This is a genomic window from Endozoicomonas arenosclerae, from assembly GCF_001562015.1.
GTDB classification, from domain to species: Bacteria; Pseudomonadota; Gammaproteobacteria; order Pseudomonadales; family Endozoicomonadaceae; genus Endozoicomonas_A; species Endozoicomonas_A arenosclerae.
Genome location: NZ_LASA01000119.1, coordinates 1 through 17779, shown reverse-complemented (window position 1 = coordinate 17779; position 17779 = coordinate 1). Strand labels below are relative to the sequence as shown.

Here is a 17779-nt window from a genome sequence, read left to right as displayed (position 1 = left end):
AATTTCCTGTGAGTGACTCGTCATTAGGCTAAATGTTTTTTTGTATGCACGTTCAATTCATTTGAATGGATTTTCTGTTTTATTGAAAATGATGTTGATGTATAATCGACGGGATTCTTTCCATCCATTAAATACACTCGGATCGGTAACAGGTAATGCTGAGAATCGCCCAAGAAGCCCTCACTTTTGATGACGTCCTGCTTCTGCCTGGATATTCAGAAGTTCTCCCCAAAGATGTTTCTCTGACCACAAAACTGACCCGCGAAATCGAGTTGAAGATTCCTCTGGTCTCTGCTGCCATGGATACCGTCACTGAAGCCCGTCTGGCTATTGCCATGGCTCAGGAAGGGGGTATTGGTATTATTCACAAGAATATGACCGTAGCCCAGCAGGCCAATGAAGTCCGCAAGGTTAAAAAGCATGAAAGTGGTGTCGTCAAAGATCCTATCACTATCGACTCCTCTGCTACAGTCAGAGATCTGCTGGAGCTGACAGGACGCCATAAAATCTCCGGTGTTCCGGTTCTGGATGGCAGTGACCTGGTGGGTATTGTCACCAGTCGTGATGTTCGCTTTGTCTCCAATCTGGACATGATTGTTGCAGATATCATGACGCCTAAAGACAGGCTGGTCACCGTTAAAGAAGGCACAGATCAGGAAACGGTCCGTAAACTGCTTCACAAGCATCGCATCGAGAAAGTGCTGGTGGTTAACGAAGCGTTTGATCTGGTCGGCATGATGACCGTTAAGGACATCAAAAAAGCACAGGATTATCCTAACGCCAGTAAAGACTCCCATGGTCAGCTGAGAGTGGGTGCAGCGGTGGGTACAGGCCCAGAAACACCAGAACGTGTTGCTGCTCTGGTAGATGCCGGAGTAGACGTAGTCATCGTTGATACCGCTCATGGCCACTCCAGGGGTGTTATCGAAAGAGTTCGCTGGGTTAAGGAAACCTACCCTCATGTGCAGGTAATCGGTGGCAATATTGCTACAGGTGCTGCTGCTCGTGCTCTGGCAGATGCCGGCGCTGATGGAGTTAAGGTGGGTATCGGCCCTGGTTCTATCTGTACAACACGTATTGTTACTGGCATTGGTGTTCCCCAGATCTCTGCGGTAGCCAATGTTGTGGCTGAGCTGGAAGGCACTGGGATTCCTGTTGTCGCCGATGGTGGTATTCGCTTCTCGGGTGACCTGGCAAAAGCCATTGTTGCCGGTGCCAGTGTGGTGATGCTTGGCAGTATGCTGGCCGGTACTGAAGAGGCTCCAGGTGAAGTAGAGCTTTATCAGGGCAGAAGTTACAAGGCCTATCGTGGTATGGGTTCTCTGGGCGCTATGGCTCAGGCTTCTGGCTCCAGTGATCGTTACTTCCAGAGCGCTGAAGAAGGCACTGAAAAACTGGTACCTGAAGGCATCGAAGGTCGTGTTCCTTATAAAGGGCCGCTGAATGCTATTGTTCACCAGATGGTAGGTGGTCTCAGGGCAGCTATGGGGTATACAGGCTCTGCTGATATGAATACCATGCGCACCGTTCCAGAGTTTGTCAGGGTGACCAATGCGGGCATGAAAGAGTCTCATGTCCATGATGTCACCATCACCAAAGAAGCGCCCAATTACCGCGTTGGTTGATTTGATAATTCCCTTGAACTGTTGGTGCTAATTGCCTCAGTTGATTGATTTTCTGGCCAATGAACGATCTAGGTGCACTGCACTTGAGCTCGTTCATTGATCATCGCTGTTATACATTTTTGAGAAGACACATGTCACAGGATATCCACGCTGAACGAATTCTGATTCTGGATTTCGGTTCCCAGTACACCCAGCTTATTGCTCGCCGTGTACGTGAGATTGGCGTCTATTGTGAGCTGCATCCCTACGATATGGATGAGCAGGCGATTGTTGAGTTTGCACCCAAGGCGGTTATTCTGTCCGGTGGACCTGAATCCGTTACCGGAGATGCTTCTCCTCGTGCTCCTCAGGCTGTCTTTGATCTGGGTGTACCTGTTCTGGGTATCTGTTATGGCATGCAAACCATGGCGGAGCAATTGGGCGGTAAGGTCTCTACCTCCAACCTGCGTGAGTTTGGTTATGCTGAGGTCAATCTGGAAAACAGGGTAAGGCTGTTTGAAGGCATTGAAGATCATGTTGGTGAACAGGGGCGTCTGAGCCTTGATGTCTGGATGAGCCACGGTGACAAGGTTTCCCAGTTGCCAGAAGGCTTTGTTGTCGCCGCTTCAACAGACTCCTGTCCTTTTGCGGCTATGGCCTGTGAAGAGAAGCGGTATTACGGCGTACAGTTCCATCCGGAAGTGACTCACACCAAACAGGGTGGCCGTATTCTTGAGCGCTTTGTGATGGATATAGCGGGTTGTCAGAAGCTTTGGACTCCAGGCCAGATCATTGAAGATGCTATTACCCGTGTTCGTGAGCAGGTGGGTGATAAAACCGTTCTGCTGGGCCTTTCCGGTGGTGTGGATTCCAGTGTTGTGGCAGCCCTTCTGCATAAGGCGATCGGTGATCAACTGGTCTGTGTCTTTGTAGATAATGGCCTGCTTCGTTTGAATGAAGGTGATCAGGTGATGGCCATGTTTGCAGAAAACATGGGTGTTCGCGTGATTCGTGCTGATGCGGAAGAGCTGTTCCTGAGTAAGTTGAAAGGTGTTCAGGATCCTGAGGCCAAGCGCAAGATTATTGGTAATACTTTTATCGAAGTCTTTGATCAGCAGGCTACTGCTCTGGATAATGTTCAGTTCCTGGCGCAGGGCACTATTTATCCTGATGTTATCGAATCTGCCGGTGCCAAGTCGGGTAAAGCCCATGTCATCAAGTCTCATCATAATGTGGGTGGTTTGCCTGAAGACATGGCTATGGAGCTGGTTGAGCCGCTGAGAGAGCTGTTCAAGGATGAGGTGCGCAAGATCGGTCTTGAGCTGGGTTTGCCTTATGACATGCTTTACCGCCATCCATTCCCCGGACCTGGGTTGGGTGTAAGGGTTCTGGCTGAGGTTAAGAAAGAGTACTGTGACATTCTTCGTCAGGCTGATGCGATCTTCATTGAAGAGTTGCACCGGGCTGATTGGTATCACAAGACCAGTCAGGCTTTTGCAGTATTCCTGCCTGTAAAATCTGTAGGCGTGGTGGGTGATGGCCGTCGTTATGAGTATGTCGTTGCTTTGCGTGCTGTGGAAACAATTGATTTCATGACCGCTCGCTGGGCTCATTTGCCTTATGAGCTGCTCGAGAAAGTCTCCAGCAGGATTATCAATGAGATAGAGCATGTATCTCGTGTAACTTATGATGTATCCAGCAAGCCTCCTGCCACTATCGAGTGGGAATAAAAATCAAGGGCTAATCAGGTTTTGAAGATCTGAAGCGGCTTGTCACTGTTAAAGTGGCAAGCCGTTTTTCTTTTCTGGGGCAGAAAAATTTTACAGGCTAAACACCTGATAAACCTTTGGTTTTTAGATATAAAAGTGCCTTTACGTAATACTCACAGTTGTCACTCTTGCCTCTATGTGCATAATTATTGAGCATCAGGGGTGACGTGGCAGGAAGCCGTCGCTGCGTCCCTGCCTGTGATCCTCTTTATAAACACCATAAGTGGAAGCTCTGTATCAGGTTGAATTCTGATCAGAAGTTCCGGTTATGAGTGAAAGGTACACAAGTCTTCTTACTCTAAGAGTTGTGGCCTGAAAAACAGTCGTTGGGTAACAAAACTGTTTACCCAGGACAAAAAAGTAGAGGCGCACCGTTTATCAGTAGTCCGGAGGAGGGTGACTCCGAATGTCTTGGATTGGCCAAGGCAGGATGCCGGATGAAAGGAAAAGGTGCCGAAGCAGAGAGGCTGTCGAACTCATCTGCTGGTGGTGCATCGAAGAGGTGTATCACTGTCACAGTTTTTACTGTGGAGCGCTACTGGACAATCGTTTCTGACTGCATCTGCTCAAAAGGCGGATCTTCAGCAACAAGCAGGATAATGGCCTACTGGCCGGTTTCTGCTGTCATCCATTGCCCTCCTGATCCTATATCGTGAATTAAGCTTATATGCAGCAGTCATGGAAGTACTGTGCCTTGAGTCTGTTCACTCACAAGATCAGTATTTATGGAATTACTTAGTTACAGCACATCTCCCTTGTCATTGGTCGCACCTGCGGTGGCCATCGTTCTGGCGATATTGACGCGTCATGTACTCTTTTCTCTGGGTGCCGGTATTCTTGCAGGAGCCCTGCTACTGACAGACTTCAGTCTGGGTAATACGGTTTCCTATCTCTTTGGAAGTTTCACCAAGGTATTCTGGGATGATGGCCTGAATACGGGCAGTGTCTTCATACTGGTTTTCCTGGTGATGCTGGGCATTATCACCACTTTGATAGATGTTTCCGGTGGTGCCCGGGCCTTTGGTGACTGGGCTCGCCAGAGAGTTAAATCCCGACAGGGTTCTCAGCTGGTTACCGTATTGTTGGGTATTATCATCTTCATTGATGACTACTTTAATGCACTGGCTGTGGGCAATATTGGCCGTCCGTTAACGGACCGTCATGGTGTTTCAAGAGCCAAGCTGGCTTACCTGATCGATTCCACAGCAGCGCCTGTCTGTGTTATTACTCCGGTTTCCAGTTGGGGGGCTTATATTATTGCCCTGATTGGCAGCATTCTGGTGGCTCATGAAGTGACAGATGTCAGTGCGATTGGAGCCTTTGTCAGCATGGTGCCGATGAACCTTTATGCAGTATTCGCTCTGGCTCTGGTGTTCTGTACAGCCATGATGGATTTGAATGTCGGTCCAATGCTGACCCACGAGCGTCGTGCCCGTGCAGGAGAGCTTTATGACAGCCGAAAGGGAACGCCTCCGGGTGCGTCCGATACCGTCAGCAGCAGCGAAAAAGGTACTGTCGCTGATCTGGTGATTCCTGTAGTGACTCTGGTGATTGCCACCACAGCCTCTCTGATAGCTACAGGTGCTGTAGCGCTTCAGGAAGCTGGAACGCCTTTCTCTATTCTGGGTGCCTTTGAAAACACCAATGTTGTTAATTCCCTGATTTATGGCGGTCTGGCAGGTCTGGTAGTGACCGGTCTAAGAATGATCAGTCATAATCTGGATGCCGCTACCTGGGGCAAGGCTGTGGTTGAAGGTACTCGTTCCATGCTGCCTGCTATCTATATCCTGGTTCTGGCCTGGGTTCTGGTAGATATTATCAGCTCTCTGGAAACCGGTAAGTTCCTGGCCGAGCTGGTCAGCAACTCTCGCATTGATTCAGGCTATCTTCCCCTGATTCTGTTTGTGGTTTCCGGTGCAATGGCGTTCTCAACCGGAACCAGCTGGGGTACCTTTGGCATCATGTTGCCGATCGCTGGTGATATGGCTGCAGCCGCTGATATTGCCATGATCCTGCCAATGCTGGCGGCTGTTCTGGCCGGTGCCGTATTTGGTGACCATTGTTCACCCATTTCCGATACGACGATACTGTCCTCTACAGGAGCTTCCTGTCACCATATCGACCACGTGACTACTCAGTTGCCTTATGCCCTGGGTATTGCCGGTGTGGCTATGGTGGGCTATCTCGTGATGGGGCTGACAGATTCTTCCGTAATGGGCTTTCTGGCTTCAGGGTTGGGTTTTGTGTTGCTTGTACTGCTATTTCGCAAGTTGTCAGGTAATGCCATGGCTAAGCCCACTGAAAACCTGGTCGCAGAATAAGCTTTCATAAGTTTCTCCCGGCGGTCATGCCGGGAGTTTTACAGTCGTTCCTGTCGAAACATCACATTCATATTAAACTGTAAATAATATCTACTTATTAAAGGCATGGATGCCTTTACCCGGAGCAGGGAAGCTATGAGTTTCGACAATCTGATGAGAGCCATTGCCCAGAAGAATCAATTGGGTGAACTGGACTTCCGTGATAACCGATACCATCTCACCATCGACAGCCGCATAGAGTTCACCTGCTTTCAGGCGAATGGGCGATTCTTTATTCATGGCGTCATAGCTGAATTGCCTCAAGGTGAAAAGGACAGGGAAAATGTTCTTCGGAATCTGATGGCCAAAACGGTCGGTCTTGCTACCACTCAAAGAGTGATTCTCTCTATTGAGCCTGAAAAGGATGCTTTGGCCCTGCATTATTCCTGCCCGCTACAGGGGCTGGATGAAGATCAAATAGAAGAAGCATTGTCGGAGTTTGCCAACAATTTTGAATACTACCTGGTTGAAGTGAGCCAGGAACAGGCCGTAATGCCCACCATGCCAACGATGATTATGCCATGACAGATCAGTCTTTAAATCACACTTTGTTTGGCTGTCTGGTTTCCTGGGGTGGCAACGTTCCGGGAGGATATAATGGTTTGCGTGAGGCGAATGAAGCTTTTATCAAGGCGGTGATTCGTTACAGCCGTTTTGATGAGCTCCATCTTTACTTGCATGACTCTCAGACAGAAGCATTCAGGTTGGGCTGGAAGCCTTATCTCGATCAATATGGTGCCGGCAAAAGCATCAGTATTTTACCCGTTAATCAGTTGTCTTCCGCTCTTCAGCAACACGCTTATACCGTTTTTCACTCAGGTGACCCTTATATTTCTGATCTTGCTTCATTAAGGGATCGGCATGCTACCAGAGTATTTCCTATTACCGGCAGGGCCCATAGTCTCAGTGACGATGCCCGCTTATCTCGAGTTCGAGATCTGATTTTTTCACCCTTAAAGCCCTGTGATTCCATCATCTGCAGTTCAAGCGCGCAAAAAACAGTCATGAAGCGTTTGCTGGCATCAGCCAGTGCAACGTTCAGCGATACAGTGGGTGTTGCTGTGCCTTATAGAGGTCAGGTAAGCCTTATTCCTCTTGGTATTGAGCCCGCGGGTAAAGATGCTGTCGGTAAAGCTGCAGGGAAACCTTCTGATTCAGTGACGTCTGACGACGCATCGAATGAAAATAGTCCTGTTATTTTGTGCCTGGGAAGGTTATCTGAAACAGACAAAATGGATTTGCATCCGTTGCTTCTGGCATTGAATGACTTACTGGAAGAAGGTGTGGTAACCCGCTTTCAGCTGGTGGTTGCCGGAGTGGGTGATGCTTCAGGTGAGTATCTTCAGTCTCTTTTGGCTCAGGCCTATGAGTTTAATCTGGAAGACTTTGTTCGTTTTGAGCTAACGGTGGATGAAGAAAAAAAACAGCAGTTGTTGGCCCAGGCTGATGTTTTTGTCTCTCTGGCTGACAATATTCAGGAAAGTTTTGGCCTGGCTCCCCTCGAGGCTATGAGAGAGGGAGTTCCAGTTATTCTATCGGACTGGAATGGCTACCGTGATTTGATTACCTCAGGTCAGGGGGGGTATTTGATACCGACGGCCTCTGCTGATCATGATGCTTTATCCCGCTCACTCAGTCTTGTGAATAAAACCCAGGCACAATTCATCCAGGCTCAGGGGGTTTCACTGGATTTTGATGCTTTGAAACAGGCTTTGGCTTCTCTCTTGCTGGATCAGGATTTTCGAGAGGAAATGTCGTTAATGGCAGTCCAGAGAGTTAACGAGAAGTTCAGCTGGCCTTTATTGATTGATCAATATCATGAGCTGGTAGATGAGCTTGGACGGGAAGCTTCGAGAATTCGGCATCATCAGGGCAGGGAAGTGGGAATGCCTTACCGTGATGTCTTTGGGCATTATGCCTCATCCGCTCTGGAAGAAAGTGCATATCTGGTAGCGACAGATCGGGGCCTTCGGGTCTTGCTAATGTCCGAGAAAGGTTTTTTATTCAGTCAGTTGAAGCATCTGCTGGATAAAAAAGAGATCAGAGGGCTTATCAGAAAGTTGGTTACTCCGGGCTCGGTTGAAAAACTTTTAGCTGCTTCTGCTGATAAACAGAGATTGCTGTTTTCATTAAGCTGGATGCTTAAATACCAGCTGATAGAGTTTTCTGGTGAGGTCGACTCTCAGGAAATGCATTCGGTCAGGCTACCTGAATGGTATGCCAATGAGATTGCCAGCATTGTTGAGGGGCTGAGTTTTCCCGAGCAGCGCAGGTCATGCTGGATAAAACCCTTTATCAATCGATTCTTGACCCTCTGTTTCGTTGGTGAAGATGTGGCTGATACCAACGACAACCTGATGCGCTCGATTGCTCAGGAAATAGTGAAGTGGATGGATGAAAGATTGCTTCAGGCTATAGGCTGGTTTGCGCAAGAGCAGGGTTTAACCAGTTATGGTGAAGTGCTGAAGCTTCTGGAGAATAATGGTGTTCAGACCCTGTTAGAGACTTATCCAAACTGGTACAGGAATGGTCAGAGAGAGTTTATACAGCAGTTGAGATTGATAAGGATGGTTCTGGCCCGTGTTAAGGATGATATTGCTCAGATTAATGATCGCTTCTTTGCTGATGCCAGCAAGTCAGTAACTGATCTGGCGGGCATAAGGAATTTAAAAGACGACCTGGGTTCTCCAGTCTATGAGTTAATCTTCGACAATGGCGAAAGGCTGGTTTACAAGCTCAGAGATCTTACTGTTGATGAATTGCTGGTGGGAGATAAGGGTAGCCTGGCTCAATCTCTAAATGGCTGGGTAAATGATCCGGACGCTCTGGGTGTATTTAAAATTCTGAATAAATCGTCTTATGGGTATGTTGAATTCATTGCCCGGGAAGCGGTGACTGATGTCAGAAACCTGGAAAGCTATTATCGGCGTCTGGGAGTGGCGGGGAGTTTTTGTCTGATGGCTGGGTTGGCGGACATCCATAGCCAGAATATCCATACAAGTGGAGATAGGCCTTACTTGGTTGACGTGGAAACAGCGTTGCACAGTTCCGTTATTATGCAGTTGGAAGCAGAGCTTCAAAATCCTGAACTCGGATTTATGAGAGGCATGCAAGAGTCCAGTCTGGGGTACACAGGCTTGAACAAACTCTGGGAAAACTTTCATTCCTGTCAAACTCAATACAGCTCAGTCAAGCTTGAGAATGGTGAGCTCGTGACCGCTGAGTCCCAGCAAATTTCACCTTTTATTGAGCATCTGTTGATTTCCCAAGGACGTCATTCGTTGGATGGGCGTCAGCCACCGGTAGAGGCAAAGTATTCAAGCGCTTTTGCTGAAGGTTTTAACTCTGCACTGACTGCTGTTACGGAAAATACCAGTCAATGGTGTGATGCAATTAAATCCCTGAAAGGGTGCGAGGTCAGATATCAACCTCGTTGTAATTTGAATGATCTTCGCAAACAGTTCCGGGATTTCTATGTAGCAAGAGAGTTTCAGAAGATTTCCAGAGATCGTTGTAAGGGCTATTTCCTGAGAGTGGCCAAAAGAATTACTCTGGCAGGTGAGGTGAGTCAGCGTTGGTTGGAGTCTATGTGGCAGGAGCCTATCAGTATGCTGGCAAAGCCTGTGGCTGAACGATGGATGGCAATGGAGCAGAGCGGTTTTGTTCGAAAAGTTGGAGAGCCCTCAGTCTTTGTTCAGCGGTACGACGGGTCAATACATGAAATCAGTGATCATTACTTTTCTGTTGACCTGATTGAAAGGCAGGTAGCTGTGATAACAAAGCTGTCGGATGAATCACTCAGGAAAAGGTTTCTTGATGCTTATCTGCAGATGATTAATAGCTGGTTTGAAGAGCACTTGAAGCCTGGAGAGGGGATGCCTGAACAAGTCAGGCAGGGTATTCTTGAAGATCTTGGTAAGAAGGGCTCTTAGCCCTTTCGGATATTGTTGAGCAGTTCTTTGGCCATGGTGCTGGTTTCTTCATCGCCTTCCTGAGTCGCAGTGGTCAGAAAGTCTTCACCTTCCTTATTGCGTCCTTCCATCATCAGCGCCATACCAATAAAGGCTTTTACCGTGGGGTTTTCAGGATCTTTAGGTACCGCTTCCTTATGGAGAATTTCCAGAGCTTCCTGATTCATTTTCTTATTGATGAATGTCAGGGCGTAACCCAAAGTGGGGAGAACACTGTCTGGTCTGGCTTTCTCCAGTGCGCTGAATATACCGAAAGCGTGCTTTGACATGCCAACGCTGGAGGCCATAAAGCCTATATCAGCCAGGGTTTTGATCAGTTTTTCATCGGTCATGGTTCAAGCCTCTTTCTGGTCACCGTGAAAATGTCAAAATTTCAGACTCAGCAACGGTTTTCGGTTCGGGTAATGTGCCCGCCTTATAACTTCTGGATAATACTTTGAAGGGTGTCCTTGATTGATTTGATGATACTGGATCTCAAACCTTCAATGATCATGTACTTGTTGAATTCGACCTGAAATTCCACCATATCCTTGGTGTTGTTCGGGTCCATGTTGGTGATTTTGGTTTTCAGGTTCTGGTCAAGTGTCTCAGCTGTCTTGCCAAAAACAGACTGCACATGATCAAAATTAAACTGGTTAGCGCCTGGCGTTCCCTGTTGTCCGGTTGACATGATCCTTCTCCCTGTTGGATCGCACTCTAGCCGTCAGATGGCTTCTAGTCAGTGTTTTTTATGATGAGTATTCCAGGTCTTATCAACGACTTCTGCTGCGGCCATCAGTGCGGTTATCATTTTGTCGTTCGTTTCAAATTCGTCAGGAGAGAGTCCTTTGTCGCGAGCGGCCTTGAGGCGAAATGCTTCATCAACCAGCTCCTTGAGAACCTGCTCCCTGAGTTCGCCTTGAGTGTCAAGAATCAGGCGATCTTCGAGGTCTGAGAGATGGACTTTCTCATTGTCGGTTTGTTGATCCTTCACTTTTCCCTCCAAGACGATATTTAATCCGATCTGTGCCTTTTGATAATAAAAGATACTCAAGGTTAATATCTTCAATTATATACCCGTTGGCCAGTTTTGCGCCGATCAGGTATTTTGCCCCGTCTTGCATGGTCACAAAGGGCACTCTTCCCATACTGACTGCCCGAATCTTCAAGGAAGGAGCCAGTGGTGTGTTGATCACTTTGGCTGGAGCCCCGGCAGATTTGGTAGCCAGCCTTAGTTGCGGCTGATTGCCATAACGTTTTCTGAAACGCGTGACCACATCGTTCAGGTTATATACCTGTTCATCGTCCAATAGGTGGCCTTCTAAAGTGATCTGGTTGGGTTTTTGTATTAAATGTATGCGGGGACTCAGACCTTTTTCCCTGAGCATCGACTTGAGGGTGTTGAGTCTGCCGGCCTGATTTTCTACCTGATCAACAATGGAAACCAGGCCGTGAACCTCCTGCTTAAGGGCAGCAATGATTTTCTGAAGTTCTTCAGAACTAGGGACGTAGCCGGTCATAACAAGAGAGCCGGGAGAGTTATCCAGCTCCAGACTCAGAGATTTGTGTCCCTGGTTTTTCAGCAGGGCGTCGGCATTCGCCCTTAATTCACTCATGACAACCAGTTGTGAGCTGAAGGGAATCCCTTTTTCACGCAGCTCCCTCTGGATGGTTTGCTTGTCATTCATTGTCAGGGTATAGCCAGAGATCAGAATGCTCTGGTCAGGCAGTTCTTTCAGTTTGACGTTTTTCTGATTTAACTGATTGCGAATCTGTTTGGCTTGGTCCAGATGGCTAAGCTCGGGTAGCTCGTCGTCAGATCCACCGGAAAGAAACAGTATCAATAACAGGAAGAAGGTGAAAATACCCGCAGGTACACCAATCAGCCATTTACGGTCGATGTTTTTAAGAGGATTTTCAAAGGCTTCTTCATCATCCTCTTCATCACTTTCCTCATCCCCTTCATTATCATTGGAGTCTGGAATGTCCAGCCCCGCCAGATCTTCGTCCAGGCTGTTGAGATTATCTCTGTCTACTTCATTATCTTCGTCATCAAAAAGCCCATCGGGAGCGTCTGGGAACTCATCGTCATCATCAATTTCCAGGTCCGGGTCTTCTTCGGGCTCTGGCTCTTCTGGCTCCGGTTCAGGCCGCTGGAGTTCTGGAAGAGGTTGGTCGGGCCAGTCGGCATCAACAGGGCCCAGTGAAAAAAACAGCTGGCTGGAGGTGATGATGTCGAAAGGTTGAGTATGAGTTTCAGAGCCTTGGGGGGTGCCGTTGCTATATAGCAGGCCTTCTTCTGAATGACAGACAATACTCAATTGTCCTTCCGGACTGATGTTAATTGTCAGTTCCAGGTCACTGAGTGAATCGTCGGTTAATACCAGATCGCATTGATCACCCTTACCCAGAGTATGACTACCAGGCTCAAGGGGGATTTCGGCGCCCTGGTGATTGCCGGAGAGAATTTTCAGGTAAAACTCAATCATGACCAGCTACCCGGAGTCAGATGGGTAGGGTTTCGAGTGTCGAAGTATCGCTTTCCAAGGCTGGTGGATGGCAAAGTGATCGTCCTTTCAATCATGAAAATCATCTCGCAACTGAAGCTGAACAATGATTTTCCTGCGCTTTCCCTGGGTCTATCTCATTTCATCGGTCTGGAAGTAAGAAAGTGAAATAGTCTGTTAGGGTTGCCTTTTCCCTGATAAAGATCATAGAAACTTCGATTTTCAGGCGATTTAAATATTAGGTTAAGTGAAACTACTTATCTTTTCCAGAGCTGTTTCTTTGATCTACATCTTCGAACAAACTACTGATAAGGTTAGAATCTGTCATCAAATAGCTGGTAAATCCCCTTAGGGTGATTGCACACTCCCTATACAGCTATATGTGCAGGTGCGTTTTAACCCGCTATACCTTGTCATGGGTTAAAATGCACTCAAGCGGCTGTAAGAGCAAAAAGCCGGTGAGTGTTTCCGACAGATGTTTAACGACAGAAGTCGGCAGGACTCCCACAGAGCGAAAACTCTTTCAGTAATAAAGATGTGTGCGGCATCCGGGCAGTCCCAATTGAAGGAAGCCGGTGTCGTAGCATGAATAACAAGAAGAGAGCAGGCACTATGGAAGCATCTTTCTGGAGCGATAAGCGTCCGGCAGGCGTCGCTGAAACCATCGATCCCGATCGTTACCCCAATCTTTTGGCCATCATTGAGGACCTTCTTGAGAAAAATGCCTCCAGGCCGGCATTTACGGGTATAGGTCATACGCTGACATACGGTGACATAGACCGTTACAGTCAGCAGTTCGCCAACTACCTTCGTGAACACACTTCCCTGAAGCCAGGTGACCGCATAGCCATACAAATGCCCAATCTGCTTCAGTATCCCATAGCCGTTTATGGGGCGATCAGGGCGGGTCTGACCATTGTGAACACCAACCCGCTTTATACAGCTCGGGAGATGTTGCATCAGTTCAATGATTCCGGGGCCAAAGCTTTGGTTTTCATGGATAACTTTGGCCATCTGGTGGAAGAAGTGGTCGAAGAAACCGGCATTGAGCATCTGATCGTGACCCGGGTGGCGGATATGCTGCCTTTTGCTAAAAGAACGCTGATCAACTTTGCGGCCAAGCATGTCAAAAAGATGGTGGAACCTTTTAATCTGCCAAAGGCTGTGCCTTTTCGCGATGCTTTGTCAAAGGGTGAGGCTTGTCAGACCATTCCATTGGCGAATCCTCCTTCTCCAGAGGATCCGGCGGTTCTCCAGTATACGGGGGGGACTACAGGTGTCGCTAAAGGGGCTGTTTTGACCCAGCGCAATCTGATTGCCAATATGCTTCAGGCGCGTTCTGTGCTCTCACAGCTGGATGCAAACGGTCAGCCGGTTCAACAGGTAGGCAGCGAAATTATTGTGGCTCCGCTGCCTCTTTATCACATCTACGCTTTTACCGTTCATCTGTTGTGTATGCCTTATATGGGTAATCAGAATGTACTGATTGCCAATCCAAGGGATACCAAAACCTTTATCAAATTTATAAAACCCTGGCAGTTTACTGGTTTCATAGGTCTGAACACGCTGTTTGTCAGCCTTCTGAATCATCCTGATTTCAAGGAGTGTGATTTCAGCAAGTTGAAGTTAACCCTTTCGGGTGGAACTGCCCTGCAGAAAGAAACAGGTATTCGCTGGCAGGAGTTCACGGGGTGTCATGTCTCGGAAGCTTATGGTTTGACGGAGTGCTCTCCGGCTGTCTGTATGAATCCATTCGGTGAGATTGCTCAGCTGGGTACTGCTGGACTTCCGGTACCCAGTACTGAACTGAAAGTAATTAATGACGAAGGCGAAGCTCAAGCCGTAGGTGATAGAGGTGAACTGTGTGTTCGTGGGCCTCAGGTCATGCAGGGGTATTGGAAAAGGCCTGAAGCGACGGCTGAAGTGCTTTCAGAGGATGGCTGGCTGAAAACCGGTGATGTGGCCATCATAAAAGAAGACGGTTTCATTGAAATTGTCGACAGGATCAAGGACATGATTCTGGTCTCGGGCTTTAACGTTTACCCCAATGAGATTGAAGATGTTGTTGCCAGTTTTGATCGTGTTGAAAACTGTGCAGCCATTGGTATTCCAGACGATGTTACGGGTGAGCGTATCAAACTGTTTGTAATCCCTTCTGACAGCGGCCTGAAGGAAGAAGAGGTGGTGGCTTATTGCCGTGATCATCTGACGGCGTACAAGGTGCCCAAAGATATTGAGTTTCGTGCAGAGCTACCTATGACACCGGTTGGTAAAATTCTTCGTAAGGATCTGCGCAAGGAAGAGCTGGAAAAGGCTTCGTGATAGCTCGATCAGAAGTTGTTTAGGACAGGTAAAAAAAAGCCCTCTTCAATGAAGAGGGCTGACTAAAGGAACCATTAGAACGTTTGCAGGATCTATCTTACGGATCTTCTCTGAACCTACCTATTTGTATCTTGCGAATCATGAACGTGAGATACGCGTGCAGTAGTTGCGCAATCCAAACGCTTTCCATGAACTTTTTCTTTCTATTGTGATTTGGCTAGTTAGTTGTGGCGGGGTTGATTATTTGCAGTCAATAAAAACCGGCTTAATGCCGGTTTTCTGGTATCCATGTTGTCAGTGGGGATTGAATCGACCGTAGAGTAACAGATTCAAGTGCTGGTTTCAGCTTTGGCTTTATTCTCTTTTTTCTCAGGGAAGTATTGGCTCAAAACTTCCGGGTCGTTGCTCAGGGCATCACAAGCTTCCTGAAGGGAGGCGGGGGTTATGCTGCTGGAGCAAAGCTTCATATTTCTGATGCTGGCGTCAAACCAGAACCAGTGCTTGCTTTCTGATAGGCATAAGGCTCTGACCGTGTAGTTAACGGATGGCACCAGCGGGACAGAGGGGAAACCATGAAGCTGTTTCTTGACGACAATGGCGTCCAGGCATGAGTAGGTGATGTCGTTGTAACGTCGCTCAAACCGGTTGAAGGTTTGGCCTATCATCTGTTCTGCCATCTTGTCCTGTCTCAGGCTCAGCTGATAAAGAGCCAGTCCACAGAGGAAGAGAATGATGACGCTTTCCATAAAGATTACCTCAAGGCTTTATTAATTAGTGCTAGCGTCCGTGCCTGCTTTTTCTAAACCCTTATTTTTATCAAACCATATTTCCCTTCCATCAGGGAAGCCCTCATATGGATTAGAAAGCGTCATTTTCTTTAGTCCAGAGAATCAATAAAAGAAATTTAAGTGAACTTACTGCCACGAGATTCATGTCTCTGTCGGCCTATGATGGTGTGTGTTTTTCCGACTCATTTGATTCATTGCTCTTGTATAAAAGTCAGAGTTTGGAGTCTTTAAAGAGCCCAGTCTGCCAGCATCTGTTTAGCAATAGGGCGGTAGGCGTCTTTGCCATAGACTGCATCAATCAGGGCAAAGCTGAATCCCATGGCATTGCCTGGGCCCTGGGCGGTTATGACTCTGTTTTTCTGGTCAACCACTACGGGACTTTCGGGTTGTGTCAGGGCACCTTCGAGCTGATCAAAAAAAGTGGGGTAGCAAGTAGCGCGTACATTATCGAGCAAAGAGTGATGAGCCAGTACAACCGCAGAGGAGGCACAAATAGCGGCATACCAGCGTTGGGATTTTTGTTGCTCAAGCAGCAGTTCAGTCAGGTGAGGGTTGTCTCTAAGGTTCGCTGCTCCGGGCATACCGCCAGGAAGGGCGATAAGATGAAAGTTCTTATTCAGGCAGGATTCTATATGGCAGTCGGCAATCAGTTTGACGCCTCTGGAAGCCTCTATCTCCAGGTTGCCATCAGGTGTGCAGGCGGCAACAGAGACCTGGGCTCCAGCCCTGCGAAGACAGTCGATAATGACAACGGCTTCGATTTCCTCACAACCGTCAGCAACTGGAACAAGAATCTGCCTTGGCATAATGAAACCTCTACGGTTGAGCCTTCTGAATGCAAGTTAAAAGCCTGTTCTGCTGGGTGTTGTCAGTACAGGCGTCTTAGTCTGCTGAAAGGATTGAGACAATCGCTTGTTCAACAGACTTCTAAGCCTAGTAGGGATGGTTAAGAAAGCCAGAGAGCTTGGCTAAAGGGAGTGTAAAATCAGTGAAAAGATCAGGCTGGTTGGAGTGCTTCTGCCTGATTGAGCTGTTGCAGCAGTGAGAAACCGGTTGAGTACCCTTTGTGGTAATCAGACACCAGACGGGCACGATCTCTCGTGCTGCGGGTAGAGCTTAGACTGGCATCGGGAGCGATTTCAGTAATGGTAATGCCGTCCTGCTTTAACTGTTCAATGTTCTCAAGTGCTTCATTGTAAATGGAGTACTGCTGTCGAATCAGTTCTGCCAGTTCAGGCTGCTTTCTAAACTGCCAGGCTAATAAGCGATTAGCCGAAGAAGCTTTTTTACGGAACTGACTTTCACGGCTGCGCAGAATGAAAATGTTCTGATAACCATCTTCAGCCGCTTTCATAACAGGGAGGGGGTCTGAGAGGCTGCCATCTACATGGTTTCTGCCTTCAATAGCAATGGCCTGGCGGTAAATCATGGGAAGTGCACTGGATGCCTTGAGTACCGTAAACAGGTGATCAAGCTCGAAGTGCTCGTCAAAGTTGTGGTATACCGGGTAGCCTGTGCTGGCGCAACTGGTGACAATCGTGAACGTTTTTCCCTGCAGATTGCTCCGGAATTTATCGATGTTCATATGTTGTCTGCGAATACGGTCGAAGAGCCAGTCCAGATCAAACAGGTTACTGCCTTTCATGTGTCGCTTTAGACTGATGAAGTGAGGTTCCAGGCAGGCGCCAGTATAAATATCGAGGTTACGACCTCGTTGACCCGCAATAAATGAAACCAGGTTGAGAGCGCCGGCTGAAACACCGTAGAAGCCATCGAATTGCCGATAGCGTTTGTCCATGAAGGCATCCAGAATGCCGGCAGAAAAAATGCCGCGCATTCCTCCACCCTCAACGACAAGTGCCGTTTTGTTGGGTGATTTGACCTTTTGTTTCTGCATCGAGATTCCAAACAGCCATGAACAACATTAATCATCTCTCATGCCGCTTGCTTCAGGGAGCGGCAAAGAAAAATTTTACACAAAAAAATAAAGCCGGATAAACCGGCTTATTATTTGGTAGCGGGAGCCGGATTCGAACCGACGACCTTCGGGTTATGAGCCCGACGAGCTACCAGGCTGCTCCATCCCGCATCAAATCTTTTCAGCAAACGTCTGGTAGTCAATTGCCGTTGTAATAGTTGGTAGCGGGAGCCGGATTCGAACCGACGACCTTCGGGTTATGAGCCCGACGAGCTACCAGGCTGCTCCATCCCGCACCGAAATCTGTTCAGTAATCGTCTGGTAATCAATTACTGTTGTAATAGTTGGTAGCGGGAGCCGGATTCGAACCGACGACCTTCGGGTTATGAGCCCGACGAGCTACCAGACTGCTCCATCCCGCACCGAAATCTGTTCAGTAATCGTCTGGTAATCAATTACTGTTGTAATAGTTGGTAGCGGGAGCCGGATTCGAACCGACGACCTTCGGGTTATGAGCCCGACGAGCTACCAGGCTGCTCCATCCCGCACCGAAATCTGTTC

At 48.0% G+C, this 17779-nt stretch carries 14 protein-coding genes, 4 tRNA genes and 1 riboswitch; of the genes, 7 read left to right on the top strand and 11 right to left on the bottom strand.

Annotation, left to right across the window (positions count from 1 at the left end; genetic code table 11):
- The first annotated feature begins 155 nt into the window (after nt 1-155).
- The 5 genes from guaB (at nt 156) to WG89_RS19005 (ending at nt 9665) form a co-directional block, all read left to right on the top strand.
- Complete coding sequence (gene guaB, locus WG89_RS19025) at nt 156-1625, top strand: IMP dehydrogenase (RefSeq protein ID WP_062268780.1); 1470 nt, start codon at nt 156-158, stop codon at nt 1623-1625.
- Between the two features lie 131 nt (nt 1626-1756).
- Entirely contained in the window at nt 1757-3334 is a 1578-nt protein-coding gene (gene guaA / locus WG89_RS19020) for a glutamine-hydrolyzing GMP synthase (protein ID WP_062268778.1), read from the top strand.
- A gap of 392 nt (nt 3335-3726) precedes the next feature.
- Nucleotides 3727-3919, top strand: a riboswitch (Lysine riboswitch).
- Between the two features lie 179 nt (nt 3920-4098).
- Nucleotides 4099-5694 carry a Na+/H+ antiporter NhaC family protein gene (locus WG89_RS19015; protein WP_062268776.1) on the top strand — a complete coding sequence of 532 codons (1596 nt, stop codon included), beginning with the start codon at nt 4099-4101 and terminating at the stop codon, nt 5692-5694.
- 135 nt (nt 5695-5829) lie between these two features.
- Nucleotides 5830-6258, top strand: a complete 429-nt coding sequence (locus WG89_RS19010) for a CesT family type III secretion system chaperone (protein WP_062268774.1) — start codon at nt 5830-5832, stop codon at nt 6256-6258.
- A complete protein-coding gene (locus tag WG89_RS19005; protein WP_062268772.1) occupies nt 6255-9665 on the top strand; it encodes a DUF4135 domain-containing protein in 3411 nt (1136 codons plus the stop codon). Before WG89_RS19010 ends, WG89_RS19005 begins: the two co-directional genes overlap by 4 nt.
- Here the strand turns inward: WG89_RS19005 and WG89_RS19000 are convergent.
- The 4 genes from WG89_RS19000 to sctD all read right to left on the bottom strand — a co-directional run bounded on the left by WG89_RS19000 (nt 9662) and on the right by sctD (nt 12172).
- A complete protein-coding gene (locus WG89_RS19000; protein WP_062268770.1) occupies nt 9662-10036 on the bottom strand; it encodes a tetratricopeptide repeat protein in 375 nt (124 codons plus the stop codon). The two genes, WG89_RS19005 and WG89_RS19000, sit on opposite strands and share 4 nt — an antisense overlap.
- Nucleotides 10037-10119: 83 nt before the next feature.
- Nucleotides 10120-10374: a type III secretion system needle filament subunit SctF gene (gene sctF / locus WG89_RS18995; RefSeq protein WP_062268768.1), complete on the bottom strand. Its 255-nt coding sequence runs from the start codon at nt 10372-10374 to the stop codon at nt 10120-10122.
- Between the two features lie 48 nt (nt 10375-10422).
- Nucleotides 10423-10677 (bottom strand): hypothetical protein, encoded by a 255-nt coding sequence (locus WG89_RS18990; protein ID WP_062268766.1) that lies wholly within the window; start codon nt 10675-10677, stop codon nt 10423-10425.
- On the bottom strand, nt 10652-12172 hold the full coding sequence (gene sctD / locus WG89_RS18985) for a type III secretion system inner membrane ring subunit SctD (RefSeq protein WP_062268764.1): 1521 nt from the start codon (nt 12170-12172) through the stop codon (nt 10652-10654). Before sctD ends, WG89_RS18990 begins: the two co-directional genes overlap by 26 nt.
- Nucleotides 12173-12208: 36 nt before the next feature.
- Between sctD and WG89_RS30480 the strand changes: the two genes are divergently transcribed.
- Together WG89_RS30480 and WG89_RS18980 are read left to right on the top strand one after the other, a co-directional pair.
- Nucleotides 12209-12358: a hypothetical protein gene (locus WG89_RS30480; protein ID WP_153301693.1), complete on the top strand. Its 150-nt coding sequence runs from the start codon at nt 12209-12211 to the stop codon at nt 12356-12358.
- A gap of 417 nt (nt 12359-12775) precedes the next feature.
- Entirely contained in the window at nt 12776-14512 is a 1737-nt protein-coding gene (locus WG89_RS18980; protein WP_342669267.1) for an AMP-binding protein, read from the top strand.
- 329 nt (nt 14513-14841) lie between these two features.
- On the opposite strand, the gene WG89_RS18975 is transcribed toward WG89_RS18980, so the two are convergent.
- The 7 genes from WG89_RS18975 to WG89_RS18945 all read right to left on the bottom strand — a co-directional run bounded on the left by WG89_RS18975 (nt 14842) and on the right by WG89_RS18945 (nt 17766).
- Nucleotides 14842-15258 (bottom strand): hypothetical protein, encoded by a 417-nt coding sequence (locus WG89_RS18975; protein WP_062268762.1) that lies wholly within the window; start codon nt 15256-15258, stop codon nt 14842-14844.
- A 269-nt stretch (nt 15259-15527) separates the two neighbouring features.
- Nucleotides 15528-16106, bottom strand: coding sequence for a DJ-1 family glyoxalase III (locus tag WG89_RS18970; RefSeq protein ID WP_062268760.1), 579 nt, complete (start codon nt 16104-16106; stop codon nt 15528-15530).
- A 191-nt stretch (nt 16107-16297) separates the two neighbouring features.
- A complete protein-coding gene (locus WG89_RS18965; protein WP_062268758.1) occupies nt 16298-17197 on the bottom strand; it encodes a patatin-like phospholipase family protein in 900 nt (299 codons plus the stop codon).
- A 115-nt stretch (nt 17198-17312) separates the two neighbouring features.
- Nucleotides 17313-17389, bottom strand: a tRNA-Met gene (locus WG89_RS30475).
- Between the two features lie 48 nt (nt 17390-17437).
- Nucleotides 17438-17514: transfer RNA gene (locus tag WG89_RS18955), tRNA-Met, on the bottom strand.
- Between the two features lie 49 nt (nt 17515-17563).
- Nucleotides 17564-17640, bottom strand: a tRNA-Met gene (locus WG89_RS18950).
- A 49-nt stretch (nt 17641-17689) separates the two neighbouring features.
- Nucleotides 17690-17766 (bottom strand) — tRNA-Met (locus tag WG89_RS18945).
- Nucleotides 17767-17779: the final 13 nt, after the last annotated feature.